This window comes from Actinoplanes sp. NPDC049316 (genome assembly GCF_040677315.1).
In the GTDB taxonomy this organism is placed as follows: Bacteria; Actinomycetota; Actinomycetes; order Mycobacteriales; family Micromonosporaceae; genus Actinoplanes.
Window position 1 is genome coordinate 35,579 of record NZ_JBFAQM010000011.1, and the last position, 23,885, is coordinate 59,463.

18 protein-coding genes and 1 pseudogene are annotated in these 23,885 nt (G+C 72.7%); 6 read left to right on the forward strand and 13 right to left on the reverse strand.

All coding sequences use genetic code 11. The features are described 5' to 3' along the window. Positions 1–2,246 (reverse strand): annotated as a pseudogene (locus tag AB0K03_RS18600) (hypothetical protein); the annotation flags it as partial. Positions 2,247–3,059: 813 nt separating this feature from the next. On the opposite strand from AB0K03_RS18600, the gene dnaB reads away from it, so the two are divergent. Continuing rightward, positions 3,060–4,499, forward strand: coding sequence for a replicative DNA helicase (dnaB, locus tag AB0K03_RS18605; RefSeq protein WP_364686204.1), 1,440 nt, complete (start codon positions 3,060–3,062; stop codon positions 4,497–4,499). A 403-nt stretch (positions 4,500–4,902) separates the two neighbouring features. On the opposite strand, the gene AB0K03_RS18610 is transcribed toward dnaB, so the two are convergent. The 3 genes from AB0K03_RS18610 to AB0K03_RS18620 form a co-directional block, all read right to left on the reverse strand. Further along, entirely contained in the window at positions 4,903–5,331 is a 429-nt protein-coding gene (locus AB0K03_RS18610) for a zf-TFIIB domain-containing protein (RefSeq protein WP_364686206.1), read from the reverse strand. 278 nt (positions 5,332–5,609) lie between these two features. Further along, complete coding sequence (locus tag AB0K03_RS18615) at positions 5,610–6,854, reverse strand: glycosyltransferase 87 family protein (RefSeq protein ID WP_364686755.1); 1,245 nt, start codon at positions 6,852–6,854, stop codon at positions 5,610–5,612. A gap of 50 nt (positions 6,855–6,904) precedes the next feature. After that, on the reverse strand, positions 6,905–9,322 hold the full coding sequence (locus AB0K03_RS18620; RefSeq protein ID WP_364686209.1) for a bifunctional diguanylate cyclase/phosphodiesterase: 2,418 nt from the start codon (positions 9,320–9,322) through the stop codon (positions 6,905–6,907). Positions 9,323–9,974: 652 nt separating this feature from the next. Between AB0K03_RS18620 and moaC the strand changes: the two genes are divergently transcribed. From moaC to AB0K03_RS18640, 4 genes are read left to right on the forward strand one after another with little or no spacing between them, the layout of a single operon-like run. Then, positions 9,975–10,466 (forward strand): cyclic pyranopterin monophosphate synthase MoaC, encoded by a 492-nt coding sequence (gene moaC / locus AB0K03_RS18625; protein ID WP_364686212.1) that lies wholly within the window; start codon positions 9,975–9,977, stop codon positions 10,464–10,466. Further along, positions 10,463–10,948 (forward strand): MogA/MoaB family molybdenum cofactor biosynthesis protein, encoded by a 486-nt coding sequence (locus AB0K03_RS18630; protein WP_364686215.1) that lies wholly within the window; start codon positions 10,463–10,465, stop codon positions 10,946–10,948. Before moaC ends, AB0K03_RS18630 begins: the two co-directional genes overlap by 4 nt. Positions 10,949–10,959: 11 nt before the next feature. After that, positions 10,960–12,171 (forward strand): molybdopterin molybdotransferase MoeA, encoded by a 1,212-nt coding sequence (locus tag AB0K03_RS18635; protein WP_364686758.1) that lies wholly within the window; start codon positions 10,960–10,962, stop codon positions 12,169–12,171. Continuing rightward, positions 12,168–12,593: a molybdenum cofactor biosynthesis protein MoaE gene (locus AB0K03_RS18640; RefSeq protein WP_364686218.1), complete on the forward strand. Its 426-nt coding sequence runs from the start codon at positions 12,168–12,170 to the stop codon at positions 12,591–12,593. The genes AB0K03_RS18635 and AB0K03_RS18640 overlap by 4 nt, the downstream gene beginning before the upstream one ends. Here AB0K03_RS18640 and AB0K03_RS18645 read toward each other — a convergent pair. From AB0K03_RS18645 to AB0K03_RS18660, 4 genes are all read right to left on the reverse strand, one after another. After that, positions 12,580–13,923: a glycosyltransferase 87 family protein gene (locus tag AB0K03_RS18645; RefSeq protein WP_364686221.1), complete on the reverse strand. Its 1,344-nt coding sequence runs from the start codon at positions 13,921–13,923 to the stop codon at positions 12,580–12,582. The genes AB0K03_RS18640 and AB0K03_RS18645 overlap by 14 nt on opposite strands. 115 nt (positions 13,924–14,038) lie before the next feature. Then, on the reverse strand, positions 14,039–14,614 hold the full coding sequence (locus tag AB0K03_RS18650) for a DoxX family protein (protein WP_364686224.1): 576 nt from the start codon (positions 14,612–14,614) through the stop codon (positions 14,039–14,041). A 40-nt stretch (positions 14,615–14,654) separates the two neighbouring features. Then, positions 14,655–15,857 (reverse strand): ATP-binding protein, encoded by a 1,203-nt coding sequence (locus tag AB0K03_RS18655; protein WP_364686227.1) that lies wholly within the window; start codon positions 15,855–15,857, stop codon positions 14,655–14,657. Positions 15,858–15,948: 91 nt separating this feature from the next. Continuing rightward, positions 15,949–16,644 carry an LppU/SCO3897 family protein gene (locus AB0K03_RS18660; RefSeq protein ID WP_364686230.1) on the reverse strand — a complete coding sequence of 232 codons (696 nt, stop codon included), beginning with the start codon at positions 16,642–16,644 and terminating at the stop codon, positions 15,949–15,951. Between the two features lie 173 nt (positions 16,645–16,817). Between AB0K03_RS18660 and AB0K03_RS18665 the strand changes: the two genes are divergently transcribed. Continuing rightward, positions 16,818–17,516: a prepilin peptidase gene (locus AB0K03_RS18665; RefSeq protein ID WP_364686233.1), complete on the forward strand. Its 699-nt coding sequence runs from the start codon at positions 16,818–16,820 to the stop codon at positions 17,514–17,516. Here the strand turns inward: AB0K03_RS18665 and AB0K03_RS18670 are convergent. The 5 genes from AB0K03_RS18670 to moaA form a co-directional block, all read right to left on the reverse strand. Continuing rightward, positions 17,513–20,653 (reverse strand): UvrD-helicase domain-containing protein, encoded by a 3,141-nt coding sequence (locus AB0K03_RS18670; RefSeq protein ID WP_364686236.1) that lies wholly within the window; start codon positions 20,651–20,653, stop codon positions 17,513–17,515. The genes AB0K03_RS18665 and AB0K03_RS18670 overlap by 4 nt on opposite strands. Next, the gene (locus AB0K03_RS18675) at positions 20,650–20,835 is read right to left on the reverse strand and encodes a hypothetical protein (protein ID WP_364686239.1); all 186 of its coding nucleotides are present in this window, start codon (positions 20,833–20,835) and stop codon (positions 20,650–20,652) included. Before AB0K03_RS18675 ends, AB0K03_RS18670 begins: the two co-directional genes overlap by 4 nt. A gap of 150 nt (positions 20,836–20,985) precedes the next feature. Continuing rightward, the gene (locus AB0K03_RS18680) at positions 20,986–22,452 is read right to left on the reverse strand and encodes a metallophosphoesterase (protein ID WP_364686242.1); all 1,467 of its coding nucleotides are present in this window, start codon (positions 22,450–22,452) and stop codon (positions 20,986–20,988) included. 20 nt (positions 22,453–22,472) lie between these two features. Beyond that, the gene (locus tag AB0K03_RS18685) at positions 22,473–22,715 is read right to left on the reverse strand and encodes a MoaD/ThiS family protein (RefSeq protein WP_364686245.1); all 243 of its coding nucleotides are present in this window, start codon (positions 22,713–22,715) and stop codon (positions 22,473–22,475) included. A 5-nt stretch (positions 22,716–22,720) separates the two neighbouring features. Continuing rightward, complete coding sequence (moaA, locus tag AB0K03_RS18690; protein WP_364686761.1) at positions 22,721–23,770, reverse strand: GTP 3',8-cyclase MoaA; 1,050 nt, start codon at positions 23,768–23,770, stop codon at positions 22,721–22,723. Between the last annotated feature and the right edge of the window lie 115 nt (positions 23,771–23,885).

The window sequence follows — 23,885 nt, forward strand, 5'->3', positions numbered from 1 at the left end:
TCGTCCTCGCGCTGCCAGGAGCCGGTGTCGGTGCGGCTGCGCGGTTCGTCCTCGCGCTGCCAGGAGCCGGTGTCGGTGCGGCTGCGCGGTTCGTCCTCGCGCTGCCAGGAGCCGGTGTCGGTGCGGCTGCGCGGTTCGTCCCCACGCCGCCGGGAGTCGGTGTCGGGGCGGGCGTCCGCGGAGGCCTCGTCGTCGGACTGCCACGAGCTGCGGCGGCCGCCGCGCTGCCACGTACCCGTGTCCGGGCCGTCCTGGTCGCGCTGCCAGGAGCCGCTCTCCGACCGCGCCCCCGACTCGATCTCGCGGCGTCCGGAACCGGTGTCCGCCCGGTCGGCGCGGCTGCGCCGGCCGCCGTCGTCCGGCCGGCCGGCGAGGTCGCGCTGCCAGGAACCGGTGTCCGTACGGCTCTGCCAGCCGCCACCCTCGCGGTCGCGGGGCTGGAGCGGCAGCGGGATGACGCCGGTCTCCCCCGCACTCTGTGCCCACGGGTCCACGGGCGGTCCCGGATCGGGGTCGCGCCGCCATGAACCGGTGTCCCGCCGCCCATCACGGGTCTGGTCGCCGCTGCGCCAGCCGTCGGCGGGCGGTTCGGCGGAGCGCCAGGAGTCGCGGGTGGGCTCCTGGGACCGCCAGCCGGTGCCGGCCTCGTCGCCGCTGCGCCAACTGTCCGTCCGGCCGCTGCCGGAAGTCTCGTCCCCGCTGCGCCACCTGTCCGCCGGGTCGGTGCCACGGCGGCTGCCGGTCGTCGGCGCGCTGCTCTGCCAGCTGTTCGTGGTCGAACTGGTCCGCCAGCTGTCCGGCTGCTCCCCGGCGTCGCGTCGCCAGCCTGGGCTGTCGGCGACCGGGTCCTGGAACGCCGGGATGCTGCCGGTGTCGGTGTGTCCGGCCCAGTTGTCGGCGTCCGAGCGAACCGTCCAGCCGGTGCCTCCGCTCGTACGCGATCCCGGCTCCGTGGCCCGGCGGCGGCCCGCCTGGCGCGACCCGTCGTCGAAGCCCGTCTCGCGGCGCCACTGCGCCCGGTCGTCCTCCCGGACCAGGTGGCGGCCGTCGTCGAAGGTGCCCGGTGCCGACCGGCTCCCGGTGTACGCGGTGGGCGGCTGCGGATTTCGCCAGCTGGGCGAGCTTTCCCCCGGCCGGTCCGCAGGGGTCTCACGGTCGGCGCCGTTTCCCCGCGACGGGCGGGTGGTCTCAGCGAACTGTTGCCAGCTCGGCCGGCTGTCCCACGACGGGCGGTCCGGGCGCGGCGCGTCGGCCGGCTGCCACGAGGGAGCCGGCGGGACCGCCGGTGTCGCCGGCGGCCCGGCGAACTGCTGCCACGACGGGCGGTCGTCGGCACGCTGCCAGCTCGGCGCCGCGTCGGCGGGTCGCTGCTGCCAGGAGGGGGTGGGATCGTCGGGACGACGCTGCCACGACGGCGCCGGGTCGGCGGGGCGCTCCCAGGACGGAGCTGCGTCGGCCGGACGCTGCTGCCAGCTCGGTGTGGCATCGGCAGGTGGCTGCTGCCAGCTCGGCGCCGCGTCGGCGGGTCGCTGCTGCCAGGACGGTGCTGCGTCGGCGGGTCGCTGCTGCCAGGACGGGGTGGCCTCGGTTGCCGGCCGTTCGCGCTGCCAGCTCGGCGTGTCGTCGGGCTGCTGCCAGCCGGGAACCGAGGTGGTCGGCGGCTGCTGCCAGCTAGGCACCGCCGAGGTGGGCGGGGTGGTCGCGCTCGGGTCGCCGTTCTCCGGGGTGGGCCAGGCGGTGCCGGAGATCGCGGGGAGCCGCGTGGGCGGGTCGACCGGCGGGACGAAACCGGTGGCGTCCCCGCCGGTCTGCCACGCCTCGGTCGTCGTACGCCATCCGTGCGTGCCGGACGCGGACCGCCACTCCGTCGTCTGACGCCAGCGGGCGCTGTCCGTGGACCGCCACTCCGCTGTCGACGTGCGCCATCCGACGCCGTCGGCGGGGATCGGTGGCCGGCCGGTCGCCGCGACGTCGGACCAGCGGCTGACCGTGCCGGATCCGGACCGCTCGACCGCCTGGTCCTCGTTCTGCGCCCAGGCCTCGGCCCGCAACGACCAGGCGACGGCCTCGGGTATCGGCTGCATGCTGCCGGTGTCGGTCACCGACCCGGTGCCCCACACGGGTGCGCCCGGCTCCGCTACCTGGGGCGAATCGGTACTTTCCGGGCCCTCACGGGTGGACCAGGGCTCCGCGGCGCTCCTCTCCCGCGGCAGGCGGGCGCCGTAGTCCCACTCCCGTTGGTCCACCTGAAAAGCGTGACGTGCGTTCCCCGGATCTGCAACGCCCAGGGGCGATGGCTTCGTCACGGGCCGCACCTTTTTATTCCCTCCACACGCTGGGGACACCGAAAACCCAGGTCATTGGGGTACGCCGGGCAGCATCCCCAGGCGTTATACACAGGCTGTGCACAGGGCTGCACACAGGTACGGAGGCATTGTCCACAAGTTGTCCCGAGACTCGTCCACCGGCCTGCTTGGGCCGATGACGTGCGGCTTCGTATGGTTACCCGCGCCGGATCACGCCTCAGGGCCGATCCGGTACGCGCGAAGCGACGTTTCGGGCGGTTCGGTGGGATGGATCACCCGGCGGTGGACCGGCTCACCCGAAAGTGTCGTACCCGGGTTGTTTGATCGACTCGGAAGGCGCAGGGTGGTTCGGTTTGCGCGGCACGGGCGTGGCCGGCCCGGGTCGCCGAGCCGAGTGCCTGGCTCGATGCCGCACGTGCGGCCCGGCCGGGCGCCGCGGGTTCGGCCGGCTTGGTGCCGCAGGCGCGGCCTGGCTTGGTATCGCACTTGCGGCCCGGTCTGGTGTCGCGTTTGCGGCCTGGTCTGGTGTCGCGTTTGCGGCCTGGTCTGGTGTCGCGTTTGCGGCCTGGTCTGGTGTCGCGTTTGCGGCCCGGCCTGGTGTCGCAGGGAAGGTTGCGTTGGGCACCGCACATGAGGCCGAGCCTGGCGCCGCGTGGGGCCAGCCCGGTGCCGAGCCGGGCGCCGGCGTGACGCCGAGCCCGGTGCCGGGCGTGGCGCCGAGCCGGACGCTGCACACGAGGAGGAGAGGTCGGAGTGTCGATCACCGATGACGCACGGCCGGAGTCCCGGCAGCAGTCGCCCGGCGGTGGGCGACCGGGTGGCGGCGGCCGGCCTCCCGGTGGCGGGCCCCCGCCCGACGGCGGCTTCGACAAGACGCCGCCACAGGACATCGCCGCCGAGCAGAGCGTGCTCGGCGGCATGCTGCTGTCCAAGGACGCCATCGCCGACGTCGTGGAGATCCTGAAGACCCACGACTTCTACCGCCCGGTGCACGCGACGATCTTCGACATCATCCTCGACCTGTACGGCCGCGGCGAACCCGCCGACGGCGTCACGGTCGCGGCGGCGCTGGCCGACTCCGGTGACCTGCAGCGCATCGGCGGGGTGCCGTACCTGCACACCCTCATGGAGAGCGTGCCGACCGCGGCCAACGCGGCGTACTACGCACGGATCGTCTCCGAGCGCGCCGTGCTGCGCCGGCTGGTCGAGGCCGGCACCAAGATCGTTCAGCTGGGCTACGGCGCCAACGGCCACGGCGGCCGGGACGTGGACGACATCGTCGACCTGGCCCAGCAGGCGATCTACGACGTGACGGAGAACCGGGTCAGCGAGGACTTCGCCACGCTGGGCGACATGCTGCAGCCGACCCTGGACGAGATCGAGGCCGTCGGCGCCTCGGGCGGCATGATGACCGGCGTACCCACGGGCTTCGCCGACCTGGACCGGCTCCTCAACGGCCTGCACCCCGGCCAGCTGATCATCGTGGCGGGACGCCCCGGCTTGGGCAAATCAACGGTGAGTATGGATTTTGCTCGAAATGCCGCGATTCGGTCGAACTGTGCCAGCGCCATCTTCTCGCTCGAAATGAGCAAGATCGAGATGGTCATGCGTCTGCTCTCCGCGGAGGCGCGCGTACCGCTGCACTCGCTGCGCTCCGGCCAGCTCTCCGACGACGACTGGACCAAGCTCGCCCGCCGCATGGGCGAGATCAGCGAGGCCCCGATCTTCGTCGACGACACGCCGAGCATGAACCTCATGGAGATCCGCGCGAAGGCCCGCCGCCTCAAGCAGCGTCACAACCTCAAGCTCCTGGTGATCGACTACCTGCAGCTCATGACGTCGCCCAAGAAGACGGAGAGCCGCCAGCAGGAGGTCTCCGAGCTGTCCCGAGGCCTCAAGCTGCTGGCCAAGGAGATCGAGTGCCCGGTGATCGCGGTGAGCCAGCTGAACCGAGGCCCGGAGCAACGTACGGACAAGCGGCCGCAGCTGTCCGATCTGCGCGAATCCGGTTCCATCGAGCAGGACGCGGACGTGGTGCTACTGCTGCACCGCGACGACTACTACGACAAGGAGTCGCCGCGCGCGGGCGAGGCGGACTTCATCGTGGCGAAGCACCGTAACGGCCCGACCGACACGGTGACGGTGGCGGCGCAGCTGCACCTGTCCCGCTTCGTCGACATGGCGATCGTGTAGCGGCAGCCGGCGAGGTCGGCCGGTCCGGTCCCCGCGGAGAGCTGGTCGCCGGCCGGGGATGCCGCCGTGCGGGCGGCGGGCCGGTGGCCGGTGAGGCGCGGGGGCGAGCTTGTCGGTGGCCGGCCGCTGAGGTTGGTGCGGGATTGAGTTGGTCACCGGCGCGCGAGGAAAGCTCGGAGCGCGAGTAAACCCGGAGCGCGAGTAAACCCGGAGCGGGGACCAATGCCCGAAGCGCAACGAAGCCCGAAGAGCGACGAAGGCCGAGGAGCGACGAAAGCCTGGAGCGCGACGACAGGCCGCAGCGCGACGACGGGCCGCAGCAAGACATGACGAGACGATCCGGGAACTCGCCGTCCCGGCGCGACGCCCGGCTGCCCAGGCGTCGCGCCGCGATGCGAAGGCCTTAGTCGAAGAGCTCGCCCAGGAAGCTCTTCCGGCGGCGGTAGTGGCCGTGGTAGCCACCGTGCCCGTGCCGGTAGTGCCCGTGGTAGCCGCCACCGTGGCCGTACTGCGGGGCGCCGTACGCGGCCGCTGCCGGCGGGTAGGCGGGCTGGCCGTAGCCCGGCTGCGGCGGGGGCGGCGGGGCGTAGCCACCTCCGGGGGGCGGCGGGGGCGGTGCGGCGTACCCGCCCGGCGCCGGCGGGGCCTGGGCCGGGCGCGGGGGTGCGGCCGGTGCCTGGCGGCTGTTCCAGTTGGCCTCGGCCTCGAACAGTTTCTCCAGCTCGCCGCGGTCCAGGAAGATCCCGCGGCATTCGGTGCACTGGTCGACCGTGACGCCGCTGCGCTCGTACACCCGCATCTCGCCGTGGCACTTGGGACAGGTCATCTGCATGTCACAAACGGTACAAGCCCGGGTCACGGCGTGGCGCCCTCGTAGCTGTGGGTCTGCTGAGGACCGGCTGCGGCGCGGATGAAAGCCCGCGTACGCGTCGAAGCGCGCGAGGAGGATCGGGCGAGCGAGAGGTTCGCACAAGCGGGGGGTCACGCGACGAGGAGCGGCGCGCGACGAGAGGGCAGCGACGAGGGGCAGCGCGACGTCGAGCGTCGCGCGAGCGAAGGCCGTGAGCGGAAGCGAGCGAGGAAGCGACCCCGACCCGGGTGAAGGGGCCGTCAGCTCCCGCGAGCGGGTGTAGCTCCGCCCACCGCCGAAGCACCACCTGCCGCCGGAGCGCCGCCCACCGCAGAAGGTGAACGGAGTGCGTGAGCCCAAACCAACAGCGCCAGCGGGTACAGCAGATAGCCGAACCGCGTCGTCGGCATGAGGAGGATCGCGGCCAGGAGGCCGTACCCGCAGAAGAGCGCCGCGGTCGCGGCCGTGCGCGGCGGACGGCGGATGAGCAGCACCGCGATCGCCAGGCCGGCCGCGACCAGCAGTCCCGCCGCGACGTAGCGCCCGCCCGGGACCGCCTGGGTGATCAGGTAGCCGGGGAAGGGTGATTGGGCCGGGCTGGTCACGATGCCGTGGCCGAGCGGGAAGCGGATGACGTTTTCGACGAAGGCGTCGCTGTCGACCGCTGCCGGAAGCAGGGCGATCAGGGGTACGCCGAGCGCGAACGGCGCGAAGCGGCGCAGGTTGCCCGTGGTGTAGGCGAGTACCAGCAGCACGGCCAGCACCGGGAGGGCGAACAGCTTCAGCGCGGCGGCTGCCCCGATGGCGAGGCCCGCGGCGGTGAAGCGGACGGTCGCGCAGCAGGCGAGCGCCAGCAGGGACAGGGCGAGCACGGGCAGGTCGTCGCCGCCCGTGGCCACCGTCAGGGCGCAGATGGGCAGCACGGTGGCGAACTGCACCGCGCGTACCGGATGGGAGCGCAGCAGGCGGACCGCCGTGACCAGAGCGGCCGCGGTGACCAGCGCAAACCAGATCCGCGCGTCCGTCCACCAGGCGTCGCCGAAGGCGGCGCGGGGCAGGCCGAAAGCGGCCATTCCCGGCTGGTACGGGGCATAGCCCAGCAACTGCTCCCCCGGCGGCAGCGCGCCGATCGCCTCCGGTCCGAGGTAGGGGGTTCCCGTCTCCGCCAACCGTTGTCCCATGTGCTCGACGACGAGCACTTCCTCCTGGGCCCGGTCGGTGCGCCCGTCCGCGCGCTGCACCGCCTGCACCATGAGCGGGAGCAGCGCGACGCCGGCCCAGGCCGCCCACGTCAGGGCCGTCCGGAAGATCGGCCGGCGCAGGAGGAGTTGCGTTCCGGTCACGAGGAACGCGGCGACGTACGCCCACGCGGCGATCGAGCCCCACGCCCGGTGCGGCAGCAGCGTCGAGGTGAGCGCGGTGATCGAGGCGAAGACGGCCGAGATCCCGTAGAGCGCCACGTCCGCCGCCAGGCCACCGGCCGAGCGGTTGATGCGCGCCGGCAGGCTCACGCGGGGAGGAGCCTCGCCGGCCCGGGTGGTCTGCGCCGGGAACCTCACGCGGGCAAGTGTGGCAGAGACCTTCTCGGCGGCCGGCGACGCGGCATGCGGACGACGGAGCCGGTGGTGTGCAGGGGCTCGGCGAGCGTTCCGGGGCGGCCGCCGGAGCCGCGCTTCAGGGCGGCGAGGAAGCGTCCCGCCGCCATCGGGCGGGCGAAGAGGTGGCCCTGGCCGGCGACGCAGCCGATCTCCCAGAGGGCGTGCCGCTGCGGTTCGCTCTCGACACCTTCCGCGATGACCGTGAGGTGCAGGCTGCGGGCGAGGTCGACGGTCGAGCGGATGACCGCGGCAGCCTCCGCGGACGTCTCCACCGCCACCACCAGCTCGCGATCGATCTTGAGCTGGTGCACCGGGATGCGGGACAGGACGGGCAGCGACGACACGCCGGTGCCGAAGTCGTCGAGGACCAGTTTGACGCCGGCGTCGCGCAGCTCGCGCAGGGCGCGGTCGACGACCTCGAGCTGGCTGAGGGTCAGGGACTCGGCCAGCTCGAGCACGAGCCGGTCGGCCGGTACGCCGAGGGCCGACAGCCGGTTGAGGACGCCGGCCGGGAACGTGGGGTCGAGCAGGCTGCGCGGAGAGACGTTGACGGCGATGGAGAGATCGAAGCCGGCGTCGCGCCACATGCCGACCGCGGTGAGCGATTTCTCGAGGACGGCGTCGGCGAAGGCGGGCAGCTGGCCGGAGCGCTCGACCGTCTCGAGGAACTGCAGCGGCGTGAGGCTGGTGTGCTCCGGATGGTGCCAGCGGGCCAGGGCCTCGGCGGAGACGACCTCGCCGCTGCTGAGATCGGCGATGGGCTGGAAGTCGACGACGAACTCGCGGCGGGTGACCGCCCGGGTCAGCTCGCCGCCGAGCACGAGCCGGCCGATGTCCGCGGTGTCCCGGGCGTGCGCGTACGTCGCCGTGCGGCGGCCGCCGCGCTTGGCCTCGTACATGGCCACGTCGGCGCGGCGCATCAGCTCCTGGACGCCGCCGCTGCCGGGTGCCAGGGCGATGCCCCCGGCGGCCTCCACGGTGAGCTGCATACCGTCGACCTCGATGGGCTGTTCGAGGGTTGCGAGCAGGTCCGTGGCCCGGTGGGTGGCGACCGCGGGGGCCGGCAGACCGGACAGGAGCACCGCGAACTCGTCGCCGCCGAGACGGGCCACCAGGTCGCCCGGGCGTACGGCGTCCTCGAGCCGGCGGGCGACCACGCGGAGCACCTCGTCGCCCGCGGTGTGACCGAGCGTGTCGTTGACTTCCTTGAAGTGGTTGAGGTCGATCAGGAGCATGGCGAACATGCCGTCGGTCGCGCGCCGGCCGAACGTGCGGTTGGCCTGGTCCATCAGCTCGCGGCGGTTGGCCAGCCCGGTCAGCGGATCGTGGGAGGCGGCGTACGCGTTCTCCGCGTTGATCCGTTTGAGCTCGGCGTACGCCCGCGCGTTGCCGATGGCCGTGGACAGCGACGAGGCGAAGGTCTGCAGCTTGTACTGCTCGGATTCGTTCAGTTTCACGGGCTTGCGGAACCGCAGCCGTAGCACGCCGATCCGGCCGTCCGGGCTGTCGAGCCACGCTTCGAGAATGAACCCTTCCCGCGGGGCGGAGCCGGTCACCGATCCCTCGAAATGCAGGTGACCGTCCGATCCGCGGATCAGCCGGGGCGGGGTCGTGTCGTCGAGCTGGATCTCGGCCTCGTCAGCGGAGAAGAGGTCCGGCGCCCGCGTCACGGCGACGTGCAGGACGGAGGTCAGATCGGTGACGTTGAGCCGGTCGGTCGTGCTGGCGAGGCGGTGCCAGGCCTCCCGGTCCGCCCGCTGCCGGACCTCGTTCTTGGCGGCCAGCTGCAACGCCGCGACCGTCGGAACCATGGTGAGGATGAGCAGCTGTTCCTGCTGGACCACCAGCACGGTGAGCAGTGCCAGCACGAGGTTCACGGCGCGGCTGCGCAGCATGACGTCACGGTTCTGGCCGGCGACCTGGCGCCAGGGTGTGCCCGTCGCCAACGTCACGACCGTGTTGCCGAGAAGGTCGTCGACGATGGCGTAGACGATCACCGCTGCGGCAAGACCGAGAACCAGCACCTGAGGGCTGGGCAGGTGGATGTGGGGATCAGCGGTGGGACGGACGCCGACGAAGGAAGCGGTCCAGGCCGCTGCCGCGGCGGCGATGACGTCCTTCGCGACGTTGAAGACGATCTTGATCGGCTGCCGGATGAAGATCTTGGAGGCGAGAACGCCCAGCGCGGTGCAGATGACCACCCATGGAACCGGCACGGTCGCGATGGCGAGGAGGATCGATGCCGAGGTCGCCGCGAAGACCCGGGTCTCGGAGCGGACCCGCAGCTTGATGATCGGGCCGCTGGCGAAGGCGATGATGACGGTCGTCGCGGCGAGGAAGAGCAGCTTGCTGGGGGAAACGGTGGTTACGGTCACCGCGGACGTGAGCAGGCAACCGACCCCCACAAACGCGACTAGACCGACGTACAGCTCAAGCTGCTTGTCGGTCCTCGCGTCGTTCACTGCGGACGCCCCATGCCTCCATGGTCCCTCGTTGCCCGCACTGTCTGTCAATGCCTGGTTGCCCCAAGGTAGCGAACCCTGGTCGGCCGAGTCAGTGCCAGTCGTTGTCACGCATCTCGCACCTCGCTTTCGTGAATAGTTGGATTCATTACTTCCCGCCGGCGGCAAATCGGGTTCGCCGCTGGGCGTTCCGTGTCTCTCTGCCAAGAGATTAGGAAAGGAACGGCCGGGGCGGAAGAATGATTTGTCGCTCGTTTCACGAAATGCGAGCATTGCTCGTTTTGTACCGAATGCGTGACCAGGTAATGACGCTGCGCAATGGCGGTATGCCCCGTTCTGGGGCCTGTAAACAGCCGAAACTCCTGCTGTCGCCCGTACGGAGCGGGTTGAATGTACGACGGCCGCCGCCGTTCGTGCTAATCCGTAAGCGTCGCGTGGATCAATTCGCCGCGTAGATCGGATTGCGTGCCGAAAATGGCTACGGAAAGTGGAGGGATGCTGACTTTCCGCCATTGCCGGGCGCGGCGAATTCCAAGACCATCCGGCGGTCGATACGCTGACCGGTGTGACGAACGCAGCGAAAATGACCCATGTCGACGCCGCCGGCGCCGCCCGGATGGTGGACGTGTCGGCCAAGACGGTCACCACCCGGCGTGCCGTCGCCGCCGGCCGGGTGATCACCAGCCCGGAGGTGGTGGCGCTCCTGCGCAGCGACGGGTTGCCCAAGGGTGACGCCCTGGCGGTGGCCCGGCTCGCGGGCATCATGGGTGCCAAGAAGACGCCTGACCTGATCCCGCTGTGCCATCCCATCGCCCTGCACGGCGTCACCGTCGACCTCACCGTCACGGACGCCGGCGTGGACATCGTCGCCACCACCAAGACCGCCGACCGCACCGGCGTGGAGATGGAGGCGTTGACCGCGGTCGCCGCCGCCGGGCTCGCCCTGATCGACATGGTCAAGGCCGTCGACCCCGCGGCGAGCGTCGAGGCCGTCCGCGTCCTGCGCAAGGAGGGCGGCAAGACCGGGGATTGGGTACGCCCGGAGGACCGTCCGTGATCCGCGCGCGGGTGATCGTCGCCTCCAACCGCGCCGCCACCGGCGTGTACGAGGACACCAGCGGCCCCCTGCTCGTCGCCGGCCTGCGGGAGCTCGGCTGCGCGGTGGAACCCGCGCCGGTCGTGGTGCCCGACGGTGAGCCGGTCGCGGAGGCGCTGCGTACGGCCGTGGCCGACGGTGTGCAGGTCGTCGTGACCAGTGGCGGCACCGGGGTGACGCCGACCGACCGGACTCCCGAGGCGACCCGGCCGCTGCTGGACTTCGAGATCCCGGGCATCGCCGAGGCGATCCGCGCGTACAGCCGGGACAAGGTGCCCGCCGCCGCGCTCTCCCGGGGTCTGGCCGGGGTGGCCGGCCGCACCCTGATCGTCAACCTTCCCGGCTCCACCGGCGGCGCCCGCGACGGCCTGGCGGTCCTGGGCCCGATCCTCGTCCACACGGTGGAGCAGATCGGCGGCGGCGACCATAAGCTGCACGGGTGAGCGCTGACAGCATGCCCGTCGACTGGGACAAGGCCCGCAGCCTGGCGTACGAGGCGGGCCGGGCCGCGGCGGGCCCCGCCGAGCGGGTGGGGCTGGCGGGGGCGGACGGCCGTACGCTCGCCGAGCCCCTCGTCGCCCTCGCCGACCTGCCCGCCTTCCCCACCTCGAGCATCGACGGCTGGGCCGTGCGCGGTCCGGGCCCGTGGCGTCCGGTGGGCCGGGTGCTGGCCGGCAACACCGCGGAGCCGCTCACCGAGGACGGCACGTGCGTCGAGATCGCCACCGGCGCGATGGTCCCCGCGGGGGCGGCGGCGGTGATCCGGGTCGAGGAGTCGGCCCGCGACGCGCAGGGCCTGGTCAGCGGCACCCCGCGGCCGCAGCCGGAGTGGCGGCTGCCCGGCGACGAGGCCCGCCGCGGCGAGGAGCTGCTGCCGGCCGGGACGCCGGTCGACCCCGCTGTGCTCGGCATGGCGGCCACCTGCGGCTACGACGCGATTCCCGTACGGCCCCGGCCCCGCGCGGCGCTGCTCGTCTTCGGCGACGAGCTGCTCACCAACGGGCCGCCGGGGAACGGCCGGGTCCGTGACTCGCTGAGCCCGCTGGTCCCGGCGTGGCTGCGCCGGTACGGGGCCACCGTCGACCCCGCGGCCGTCCAGGGCCCGGTGCGCGACACCCTCGAGGCCCACGTCGAGGCGATCGAGCGGGGCCTGGCCGTGGCGGACGTGGTCTGCACGACCGGCGGCACGATGCACGGGCCGGTCGACCACCTGCACCCCGCCCTGTCCCGCCTCCACGCCGACTACGTGGTGAACACCGTCGCCGTACGGCCCGGCTTCCCCATGCTGCTCGCCCGCGTGCCGGGCCCCGACGGCCGGCCGCGGTTCCTCGCCGGGCTGCCGGGCAACCCGCAGTCCGCGGTGATCGCCCTGGTGTCGCTGGTCGCGCCGCTGCTCGCCGGTCTGCACGGGCGCGACCTGCCGGCGCTGCCCCGGGTCGAGCTGACCGCTCCCGTCCCGGGCCGCGGCGGCTTCACGCACCTGGCGCTGGCCACTGTGGACGCCGACGGGCGCCGGGCCACCCCGGCCGGTCACGTGGGCTCGTCGATGCTGCGCGGGCTCGCCCGGTCCCACGGCTTCGTCGTCGTACGCCCGGACAGCCAAGCCGCGGCCGGTGACCTCGTACCCTTCCTGCCCCTTCCGCTGTATCCGGGAGAACGCCCATGACCGAGAGTGTCCGCATCGCGGAGGTGGGCGACGTCGCCCTAGACCTCGCCGCGCACGAGAAGGCGGTCGCGGATCCGCGTGCCGGGGCGGTCGTGTCGTTCCAGGGCGTCGTGCGCGACCACGATCACGGCAGGGGCGTCACGCTGCTGGAATACGAGGGTCACCCGACGGCGGCCGCCGTGATCCGCGAGGTGGCCGAGGAGATCGCCGCCGACCCGGACGTGTACGCGGTGGCGGTCTCGCACCGCGTCGGCACGCTGCAGATCGGCGACGTGGCCCTGGTCGCCGCGGTCAGCACCGCGCACCGGGCGGCGGCGTTCGCGGCGTGCGCCCGGCTGGTCGACGAGGCGAAGGCCCGGTTGCCGATCTGGAAGCGTCAGGTCTTCGCCGACGGCGCCGAGGAATGGGTCAACTGCCCCTGACCAGCGGCTCCCGTGGTGGCGGGATCGTGGCCGGGCGCCGGTCCAGCCACCGGTTCACCGGGAAGGCCGGCGCCGCCGCGGGCCGCCACGGCAGTGCGTTGACCAGAATGATCATGGCGAGCGCGTACGAGTTCCGCGAGAACGCGTCGGTGAGGCTCCACATCGGAGCGAGCACGAGCAGCAGGTAGGTGAGCCCGGCGGCCGTCGCCAGGCCGGCCCCGGGGAACCGCGGGCGGCCGGGCAGCGCGCCGCGTACCTCCGCCCGCCGCCGCGCGGCCGTGTCGACCAGGACCAGCATCGCCGGCAGCATCCACAGCACCTCGTGCGTCCCGGTCACCGGGCCCGTCCCGGCGGCGGTGAGCCCGACCAGCGTGAACGCGGTGACCTCGTCGCCGTCCGCGTGCGCCGAGCGGGCCCGGATCATGCCGACCGCGACGAGCAGCATGGCGAACGAGAGCCAGACCAGCAATGGTGTGCTCGCCGAGTCGTACAGCCGCGCGAACACGCCGCCGAGCGACTGGTTGGCCGGCGCGTCGACCGGCCCGATGCGGTCGATGCGCCACAGCACCTCGCCGAACCAGGCGGCGGTCTCGTGCGGCGTGATCAGCAGCGCGGCCGTCGCGGCGGTCACCGCCGTCGTCAGCGCGGTCAGCGCCGGCCGCCACTGCCGGGTCAGCATCAGGTACGCGATGAAGAACGCCGGGCCGACCGTCAGGGCCGTGGCCAGCCCCACCCCCACCCCGGCCCAGCCGCCGGTGGCGCGCAGGCGCTGCAGCAGCGACCCGGCGAAGGGACGGTGCCCGGGCCACCACAACTCCCGGCTGCGCGCCCACGCCCCCCGGCGCAGCGCCACGATGTCGGCCGTGACCAGCCCGAACGCCACCAGGTCCAGCGTGCCCAGGCCGAGGCAGGCGCGGACCGGCTCGATGGTCAGGGCCAGGGCGCCCACGGCGAGCACCACCGGCCAGCGGCGGCGGCCGTACCGGCGGGCGACCGGGCCGGCCAGCGCCACCAGGGCCAGCGCGAGCGCGGCGAGCCCGGCCAGCCCGAGCGCCCAGCCGGCCACCGCGAGCGGCAGGAACGCGGCGGGGGCGGTGAGAACGGCCGCGGGCGGGGGCAGGGCGGTGCCCAGATGGCTCACCGGCGACCGGTACGCGTACAGCCCGTCGCCGCCCAGCCAGCTGCCGGCCGCCGCGCGGTCCAGGTCCAGCGTGCTGAACCCGTACCGTTGGGCGATCGTGGTCATCGCGGCCAGGACGCCGACGCACACCAGGGTGACCACCAGGGTCCGGGACGTTGCCGGGCGTGCCGGTGTCCGCATCGCGGGCATGCCCGACCTCCCGTGCTCGTCCCAGGCGCTCCGATGCGCTTAACGGCGGGACGGCCGGTTTGGTGATTGCGTCGCCGGTAGCGACGCGCCGCAGGTCAGCGGCCTGCGGCGAGGATCAGCCGGGTAGCTTGCGGGCGACCGCGGCGGAGGCGGCGGCGATCTTCGCCTCCCGCCTGGCGGTGCGCACCGCGCGGCGCGCCGACCGCGCCGACCGGTCGACGGCGCGGCTGACCGAGCGCTGCGAGCGGTCCAGCGCGTGGCTGGTCCGGTACTTCAGGCCCGGCTTGCCCTGCGTGTCGGCGGCCGCGAGCAGCAGCCCGCCGAGCAACCCCAGGTTCTTGAGGAACTGCGTCTCTTGCTGCGCGCGCTCGTCCTTCGGGTACGCCCAGAACGGGTGCCCGGCGATCGTCGTCGGCACCAGCCCGGCGGCCAGGACCGCGGCGGCCGGACGGGTGAAGCGGCCGGTGGCGAGCAGCAGCCCGGCGGCCACGTCGGCGCCCGCCTTGAGCTGGACCAGGGCCCGGGCGTCGCTGGGCAGCCGCGGGTCCATCCTCTCGATCATCGGGCCGACCTTGTCGGTCACCCGCTTGGCGGCGGTGACCTTGGAGTCGGGGTTGAGCACGATGCGAGCTCCGCTGACGACGAAGATGGCACCGAGCATGGCGCGGGCGGCGGCACGTACGGGCTTCATAGCCTCGTTATACCCGCGTCCGCCGATGTCCACCGGGGAACTATGGCTGGGTACGCAGGTAGCGCCCGAAATGCGGCACGGTGAAGGCGACCGTGCCGCGTTCACCCGAGTAGATCAGCCCTTTCTTGATCAGCGCGTCGCGCGCCGGGGACAGGCTGGCCGGCCGCCGGGACAGCGCCGCCGCGATCTCCGAGGTGGCAACGGCGGCGTCCATGTCGTTGTCCGTCTCGCCCGACAGCGCGGCCATGGCCCGCATGTACTCGCGCTCCGCCGGCGTCGCACGCTCGAACCGCGAGCCGAAGAAGCCCACCGCCAGCTCGGCCTCCGCCTCCGGCGCGGCGACGCGGACGTCCTCCGCGGTGATCGGCGAGGTGGGTGCGTGATCCCAGGTGGCCTTCCCGTACGCCTGCACGAAGTACGGGTAGCCACCGGACTTCTCGTAGAGCAGGTCCAGCGCCTTGGGCTCGTACTCGACGTCCTCGCGGGCGGCGGGAGCACCCAGCGCCAGGTCCGCCGCGATCCGGTCGAGCCGGTCGATGCGCTGGTAGCGGAAGAGCCGCTCGGAGTACGACTTCGCCGCCGACAGCACGGCGGGCAGGTGCGGCAGCCCGGCGCCGACGACGATCAGCGGGGCCCCCAGCTGGGACAACTCGTGGCAGGCGGCGCAGAGCGCGGACACGTCGGCCGGTCCCAGATCCTGCATCTCGTCGATGAACAGGGCGATGCCGGTGCCCACGTCGGTGGCCAGCGACGCGGCGTCGGTGAACAGCTCGACCAGGTCGATCTCGATGTCGCCGGAGTCGGCCCGGCCGCGGGCGGGCGGCACGTCGATCCCCGGCGCCCAGCGGTCCTTGAGCTTTGCGTTCGCGTCGTTGGCCCGCAGCGCGAACGCCTTGAGCACGCCGAGCACCTCGTCGACCCGCTCCGGGTTGCGGTGGTGCGGCGTCAGCTCACGGATGGCCATGTGCAGCGCGGCCGACACCGGACGCCGCAACGACTGGTCCGGCCGGGCCTCGATCTTGCCGGTGCCCCACAGCCGGCCGATCGCGGCCGACCGCAGCGTGTTGAGCAGGACCGTCTTGCCCACGCCGCGCAGCCCGGTGAGCACGAGGCTGCGCTCGGGACGGCCGCGGGCCACCCGCTCCAGGACGACGTCGAACGCGTCCAGCTCACGGCCGCGCCCGGCCAGCTCGGGTGGGCGCTGGCCGGCGCCGGGAGCGTACGGGTTCCGCACCGGATCCACGGATAGCACCGTATCGGGCTGTCTAGCTCCAAAGCTAGAGTCGGGTATTCGAGTCGCCTATAGCGATGTCTAGCGAAATCAGTAGACGATGCTAGTTGCCGCCATACTCGCGGAGGCAGAGCACGAAGTCGAGGCTGTCCAGCTCGCTGTCATAGAAGTACCACTTGGTGTACTTGGCGACCTTGCCGCACTTGTTCTCGGCGTCCGCCTCGCCGGTCGTCCGGCCGTCGACCCGCTTGAGCACCTCGTACGTCCCGCTGGCACACGCCACGATCTTCAGGTCGGGGCTGTCGTCGGCGTTGCCCTCGTTGCGGACGCACTGGCCCTGCTTGACGAACCGCGCGCCCTCGCTGGACTGCGGCTCGGGAACGGAGACGTCGTTGGTCACGCGCCCGGTCGGGGTCACCGGGACGCGCGTGCCGTTCGCGTCGGAGGTGCTGGACCGCGACAGCAGCACCGCTGTCGTACCCAGACCACCGCAGACCAACAGCCCCAACACGACGAGCAGCGCGACGATCGGACCGTTGCGCCGCTTCTGCGGCAGCGGCGCCGGCGGCTGGTGCCACGCCGGCGGCGGCGTGTTCAGCGGCGCGGACTGATACGGGGGCGGCGTGTACCCGCGGTCGGGCGGCGGCACCGACATCGGCTGCCCACCCCAGGCGGGCTCCGGGGCCGGAGGGGTCGCCGACTCCCCCCACGGGTCGGCCGGCTCCGTGTACGGCTCGCCGGACCCCGGCGAACCCCCGGGCGACCAGCCCTGGCCGGGGTACGGGCCGTTCTGCGACATCGGATTCCTCCAGGCGGGGTTCGCTGTAGGCAACCGTAGCGTGGACCACCGGCGCGTTCCCTCCCGGAATCGCGCCGACCATGGTCTCAACGTGGCGACGACCGCGGACATCGCCGTATCTGTCGGCAACAAGACGCGCGGCACCCGTTTCCCGGCGGATACCGTTCCTGCCCATGTCCGTCTGGCTGGTCTGCTGCTCGGCCGTCTTCGGTGCGGCCGCGGCCGCGTTCGTGCCGCGCGTCGCGCACCGCCTGGCCGTCCCGCGCGGGACGCCGGCCCGGGCGGCTTGCGCTCACTGCGCCACACCCTTCACCGATTGGGTACGCGCGGGAGCGGCATGCGCCTGCGCGGGGGCGCCGGTGTGGACAGTCCTCGCCGGGGCGCTGGCCGCCGGAATGCTCGGTGCCACGATCGGCCCGTCGCCGTTGCTGCTCGTCGCCCTGCCGGCCACCGTCCTCGGCGTGCTGCTCGCCGTGATCGACATCCGGTGCCTGCGCCTGCCCGACCGCCTCGTGGCCGCGCTGGCGGCTGTCACGGTGCCACCGCTGGCCGGGGCGGCGCTGCTCGCCGGGGAGCCCGGCCGGCTGGGGCGGGCGGTCGTGGCGGCGGGGCTGAGCGCCGCGGCGTACCTGATCATCGCTCTGCTGCCCGGCCACGGCCTGGGCCTCGGCGACGTGAAGCTGGCGACGGTCCTCGGTTTCGTCCTCGGCTTCGCCGGCTGGCCGGCGACGGCCGTCGGTCTGCTCGCGCCGCACCTGATCAACGGGCCGATCGCGGTGGCGCTGCTGGCGGCCCGCCGGGCCGGCCGGCGCACCGCGCTACCCTTCGGACCGGCCCTGCTCGCGGGGGCGCTCCTGGGACTCGCGGTCTAGAGAAGCCGCAGCTGGCGGTCCTTGGGACGGGCCGGCACGGCGTCGCCCATGCGTTCGAACAGCCCGGCGTCGATGGCCTCCAGGAACGGCGTCGGCGACTGTTCCCGCTCGGTGCCGTGCCGGAAGCGCCGCGCCGAGTGGCTCACGTACAGCCGATCCTGTGCGCGGGTCAGGCCCACGAAGAACAGCCGGCGTTCCTCGGCGGTCTCCTCCTCGGTCGGGGTGCCGCCCGGCCAGCGCAGCGGCAACAGCCCGTCCTCGCAGCCCACCAGGAACACGACGGGGAACTCCAGGCCCTTCGCCGCGTGCAGGGTGAGCAGGTTGACCGCTTCCGCGCGCGGATCCAGCGCGTCGACTTCGGCGCCCGTCGCGATCTCCTGCAGGAATCGGGGCAGGTCGTCGCCGAGCCGCTGGGCAAGCGGCATCAGCAGGTCCGCCGCCGTCCAGATGTCCTCGGGGTCCAGCTGTTCCGCGTCCAGCGTCGGGGCCGCGTACCGCTGGGCCAGGACCTGCGCGCTCCCCTTGACGCGCGCGGCCAGCGACCCGCCGGGGCCGTCCGCGTGCCGCAGCTCGCGCGCGATGACCTGCACCCCGGGCCGGTCCCGCAGGCGGTTGTGCGACCGCTTCTGCACCGGTACGCCCGCCCGCGACAGCGCGTCCACCACGGCCTGCGCCTGTGAGTCCGTGCGGTACAGCACCGCGATGTCCGAGAAGGACAGCGTGCCCGGGGCCACCGCCCGGGAGTCGACGCGCCCCGAGTCGAGCGACCGGTGGGACAGCCCGCCGACCAGCTCGTCGACGGTACGCACGACGAAGTCCGCCTCGTCCGCCACGCTCGCCGCGAAGTAGCGCCCGATCAGCGGCGACTCCGGATTCACCCGCGCCGGATCCAGCCGCCGGCCGCTCACCAGCGAGCTCGGCGCGATGGCCTGCACGGCCGCCGCGAGGATCGGCGCGGACGACCGGTAGTTGCGGGTCAGCCGAACCAGCCGCGCATCGGTGAAGTCCTCGCCGAACCGCAGGAAGTAGCCCACGTCGGCGCCGCGGAACGAGTAGATCGCCTGATCCGGGTCCCCGATCGCGCACAGGTTGCCGTCCGCGGGGCTCAGCAGCCGCAGCAGCTCGTACTGGGTGTCGTCGACGTCCTGGTACTCGTCGACGAAGATCCACTGCCACTGCCGCCGGTACCGCTCCACCAGCGCCGGATCGTCGCGCAGCAGCGCGACCGGCAGCGTCAGCAGATCATCCAGGTCGACGAGGTCCTGCTGGCGGAGCACCTTCGTGTACGAGGCGTCGTCGTCGCCGGCCTGCTCGCGGGCGGCGGCCCGCTCGGCGTCGTCGGCGATCCGCCAGCCCGCGCCCAGCCCGGCGGCCTTCGCGTTCTCCTTCAGGATCGTCAGGCCCACCGCGTGGAACGTCCCCACCGTGATGTCCTCGGCGGCGTCGCCCATCAGCGCATCCAGCCGCGCCCGCATCTCCTCGGCCGCCCGCCGGGTGAAGGTGATCGCCAGGCAGCGGTGCGGGAACACGTTCATCTCCGCACACAGGTACGCGATCCGGTGCGTCAACGTCCGCGTCTTCCCGGTGCCCGGACCGGCCACGATGAGCAGCGGCCCGCCGGGTGCGGACGCGGCCACCCGCTGCATGGCGTCGAGGCGGTCCAGCAGCCCGGTGCCGACCTCCTCCATGCCGGCCAGCATCGGCTCGAACGGCTCGTGCGGTGACGGCGGCGGCGGAATGGGCGGAGCGGCCTTCCGCACCGGCTCCTTCACCTTGGGCACGGTGGCCCGGCCGACCGCCGGCTCACTGCGCCGCTGCTGCGGCACCGGCACCGGCGTGATGTCGAACAGCGTCTCGGCCTGCGGAGCGCTCTGCTTCGTCCGCAGCTCGCCGGGCTCGAACAGCGTGATGACGCCGTACTCGCCGTCGTACCCGGCAGCCCGCCGCACCTCGCCGCGCCGCAGCCGGGCGATCGCCTCCCGCAGGTTCTCGCCGCCGTGCCGGCCGATCTCGTCCACCGGCGCCGTACGCAGAATGTCCAGCTCCGCGCCGAGGTTCGCGACCAGGTGGTTGAGCTGCCCGTCCACGGTCTTGGACTTCGGCCCCACCCCGTTGATCTCCCCGAGGATCTCGGCGAGCTGGATCAGATGCTCCACGGACTGCCCGCGCGGCAGGCCGGCCTCCCGGTCGGCCAGGTCCTCGACCCGGCTCAGCACCCCGACGGTCAACGGCTTACCGCACTCGGGACACCGCCCACCGGCCTCCCGGGTCCGGGCAGGCTCCCAGTTCACGCCGCACGCCCGATGCCCGTCGGCGTGATACTTGCCCTCCTCCGGGAAGAACTCGATCGTCCCCGCGAGGGTGCGGCCGTCCTTCACCGCGAAGTAGTCCGGCGTACCGGAGAAAAGCGTCGCCTCCCGGGCCAGCGCACCCGGCGAATGCGCGTCGGAGTTGGAGACGAGCCGGTACCGGTCCAGGCTCGACACTCGCCAGTTCATCTCCGGATCGGACGACAACCCGGTCTCGACGGCGGTGATGTGCCCGGCCAGGTCGGCGTAGCAGTCGGCGATCGCATCGAACCCCGACTTCGACCCCAGCGCGGAGAACCACGGCGTCCAGATGTGCGCCGGCACGAGATAGCCGTCCGGGCTGGCCTCCAGCACGATCTCCAGCAGATCCCGCGAATCGAGCCCGAGGATCGGCCGCCCGTCCGCGGTGAGATTCCCGATCCGCCCCAGCGCCGCATTGAAGCGGGCGGCCGCCTCGAGGTCCGGCATGTAGATCAGGTGATGCACCTTGCGCGTACGGTCGTCCCGCTTGTAGATCGTCGAGATCTCGACGCTGAGCATGAACCGCGCGGGAGCGCTTGCCTGCAGCGAGCCGGGGAGGCGACGGGTGACGTCCTTCTCGGCCTCAGGGGCCAGGCGGAACAGGCCCGGCTCGGAGGCGGGACGGAGACTCTCGCGCAGATGATCGAACCAGGCGGGGTGGGTGAAGTCGCCGGTGCCGAGCACGGCGATGCCCTTGCGGCGGGCCCACCAGGCGAGGTTGGGCAGGGTGAGGTCCCGGCTGCAGGCGCGCGAGTAGCGGGAGTGGATGTGCAGGTCGGCGACGTAGGTGGGGCCGGGGGTGGTCACGGGGTCACCGGTCCGGTCGCCCTGGGCGGGGCTGAGGTTTCGTGCTTGCCGGCGGTCTTGTGGCTGGCTCCGGCGGGGATGACGCCGCGGGTGGTCATCGTGTCACCGCCGTCGCCGGCGAACCGCAACGGCGCCACCTTCATGTCCGCGGCAACCGAGGACCCTGCGCTGTCCGAGGGCACGCTGCATCCTGTCACGACCGCCCGGCACGCATGAAGCCGCCACGCGCGAAGTGACATAACCGATCCACGATTGAATCGGGCGGAGGTGATGATCGTGGCTCGGCGGAACAGCCCAGGATTCACTTCCAAGAGGTACCCGCGGCCGCTTCGTCAGGGCGCGCGGAGCTCGATCAGCGTGACCTGGGGCGGCGCGCCGACCCGGACCGGCGGCCCCCAGAACCCCGCGCCGTTCGTCACGTAGACCGGGACCCCGTCGACCTTGCCGTAGCCGCTCACGACCGGCTGTTCGAGCTTGACGAGAAGGTTGAACGGGACCATCTGCCCGCCGTGGGTGTGCCCCGACACCTGCAGGTCCACCCCGTACCGCGAGACGTCCCGCGCGACGACGGGCTGATGGGCCATCAGCACGACGGGGCGATCGGGCTCCCGGTTGCCGAGCGCCCGCTCGTAGTCGGGCCCGTCACCGAACTCGGTCCCACCCAGGTCGTTCACGCCGGCCAGGTCCAGCCCGTCCAGCTCCAGCCGCTCATTGCGCAACGGCCGAACCCCCAAGCGCGCGACCTCGTCCACCCACTGCTTGTAGCCCGAGTAGTACTCGTGGTTCCCGGTGACGAAGTACGCCCCCCGCCGCGACCGGATCCCGGCGAGCGGGGCGGCGACCCGCCCGAGCTCGGCCACGCTGCCGTCCACGAGGTCGCCGACCACGCACACCACGTCGGCGTCGACGGAGTTGATGAGGTCGACGATCCGCTCGGTGTGCCGTACGCCGGTCAGCGGCCCGAGGTGAATGTCGGACACGACGGCCAGCCGCGTGCCATCCATGCCCCGGGGCAGCTTCGCGATCGGGATCTGAACGCGGTCCAGGCGAGGTCCGCCGGTCGCCGTCTTGACGCCGTAGCCGGTGACGCCGGCGGCCGTGAGCCCGGCGAAGATCGCGGCGCCGCGGGCGAGCACCAGCCGCCGGTCGACGCCGGGCCGCCCGTCAGGTCCCATGGGTGGGGTCCCCGCAGGCGCCGGCGCAGTCGCCTCCGCCGCGGCCGTCGTCGTCCCCGCGGTCGTCGTCCTTGCGGCTGGCGTTCCCGCGGTCGTCGTTCCTGCGGCTGGCGTTCCCGCGGTCGTCGTTCCTGCAGCTGGCGTTCCCACGGTCGTCGTTCCTGCGGTCGTCGTTCCCGCGGCTGGCGTTCCCGCGGCTGGCGTTCCCGCGGCTGGCGTTCCCGCGGCTGGCGTTCCCGGCGAGGCCTTCGCCGGCGCAGATGATGTCGCCGCCGTTGCGGCGTGCCGCGGGTCGCCGTGGTCGGCAGTCTCATCCGAGTTCGGCCGCTCACCGCCGGTCCGCTTCTCCCGGGCCCCCAGCCACAGGTTCGCGATCAGGCGTGGAATCTCCAGCACCGCCAGCACGACGAGCAGGTAGAACATCAGCGCAAGCCACAGGTAGCCGGGCCAGGCCAGCCACTTCGCGAAGCCGGCGCGCGTACCGATCAGGGTGGCCGGGATCAGCAACGCGAACACGACCGCCGCGACGGCGCCGATGCGCGACGCGCGCCCCTTGCCGAAGGGGTCCCGTACGAGGCGCTTCCACAGGTACAGGTGGATCAGGCCGATGACGACGAAGACCAACCCGACTAACCCGAACAAGCTCAGCCTCCGGCGAAGGGGGGCAGGACGTCGACGGTCGCCCCGGCGGGCAGCGCCGCTTGCCGATCATGGCAGGCGAGCCCGTCGACGAGGAAACTCGCGGCTTTGAGGACGACAGCGAGTCGTTCCCCGTGCCGCGTCGTCAGTTCTGTCACCAGTTCGTCGAGGGACGTGGCATCGGCGAGCTCCTCGCGTACACCGCCGGCGGCGGCGCGGGCTCCCGCGAAGTATCGAACCTGGGGCATGCCGGTCAGCCTCCGATCGCGGACATCGGGCGTACCGGCTGGAGGAAGGACGGATCGTCGATCCCATGGCCGGCCTTCTTGCCCCACATGGCCGCCCGCCAGGCGTCGGCGACCTCTTCGTCGGACGCGTCGCCGCGGAGGAGGCCACGCAGGTCCGACTCACCGGTCGCGAACAGGCAGTTGCGCACCTGGCCGTCGGCCGTCAGCCGCGTACGGTCGCAGTCCCCGCAGAACGGCCTGGTCACGCTGCCGATGACGCCCACCCGCGCGGGCTTCCCGGCCGCATCCTCGTAACCCGGCACCAGCCAGGTCTCGGCCGGCGCTGTTCCACGTGAAACCGGATCAGGCATCAGCCCGTACGGCTCCAGCGACTCCAAGATCGCCGCAGCGGTGACCATCTCCTGCCGGTCCCACTGGTGCTGGGCGTCCAGCGGCATCTGCTCGATGAACCGCAGCTCGTACCCGTGGTCCAGTGCGAACTGCAGCAGTGCCGGAGCCTCGTCGTCGTTGATGCCCCGCATCAGCACGGTGTTGATCTTGACTGGGGTGAGCCCGGCCCGAGCGGCGCCCGCGAGGCCCTTCAGCACGTCGGCATGTCGGTCGCGGTGCGTGAGCTGCTCGAAGCGCTCGGGCGACAACGTGTCCAGCGAGACGTTGACCCGGTCGAGCCCGGCGTCTCGCAACGGCCGCGCCAGCCGCTCCAACCCGATCCCGTTCGTCGTGATGGACAGCTTCGGCCGGGGATGCAACTCGGCCGCGGCGGCGACGATGCCCAGCAGGCCGCGCCGGATCAGCGGCTCGCCGCCCGTGAACCGGACCTCGGTGACCCCCAGCTGCTCGACGGCGATCCGCAGGAGCCGCCCGACCTCACCGTCGGTCAGCTGCTGTTCCTTCGGCATCCACGCGAGCCCTTCCTCGGGCATGCAGTAGGTGCACCGCAGGTTGCAGCGGTCGGTCAGCGAGACGCGGAGGTCGGTCGCCACCCGCCCGAAACGGTCGGCGAGCATGCCACCCCGCCCGGGCCGCTGCGGCACCGACGGGGAAAGCTCCGGCATGTCTCCGTGCTCGGACGCCCGCTGCGGAACGGCAGGTACGGCAAGCTCGGTCACCGCTCGAACCTAGCGCCTGGATACGACAATTGCCGCCGCCCGATCCGTACTGCGGCGCATG

Bases quoted from the DNA above. Each gene is read 5' to 3' on its own strand.
- AB0K03_RS18610 (WP_364686206.1), bottom strand. From the start codon at position 5,331: ATGCAGATGACCTGTCCCAAGTGCCACGGCGAGATGCGGGTGTACGAG.
- AB0K03_RS18635 (WP_364686758.1), top strand. From the start codon at position 10,960: ATGCCCGTCGACTGGGACAAGGCCCGCAGCCTGGCGTACGAGGCGGGC.
- AB0K03_RS18640 (WP_364686218.1), top strand. From the start codon at position 12,168: ATGACCGAGAGTGTCCGCATCGCGGAGGTGGGCGACGTCGCCCTAGAC.
- AB0K03_RS18645 (WP_364686221.1), bottom strand. From the start codon at position 13,923: ATGCCCGCGATGCGGACACCGGCACGCCCGGCAACGTCCCGGACCCTG.
- AB0K03_RS18650 (WP_364686224.1), bottom strand. From the start codon at position 14,614: ATGAAGCCCGTACGTGCCGCCGCCCGCGCCATGCTCGGTGCCATCTTC.
- AB0K03_RS18660 (WP_364686230.1), bottom strand. From the start codon at position 16,644: ATGTCGCAGAACGGCCCGTACCCCGGCCAGGGCTGGTCGCCCGGGGGT.
- AB0K03_RS18665 (WP_364686233.1), top strand. From the start codon at position 16,818: ATGTCCGTCTGGCTGGTCTGCTGCTCGGCCGTCTTCGGTGCGGCCGCG.
- AB0K03_RS18685 (WP_364686245.1), bottom strand. From the start codon at position 22,715: ATGCCCCAGGTTCGATACTTCGCGGGAGCCCGCGCCGCCGCCGGCGGT.
- moaA (WP_364686761.1), bottom strand. From the start codon at position 23,770: ATGCCGGAGCTTTCCCCGTCGGTGCCGCAGCGGCCCGGGCGGGGTGGC.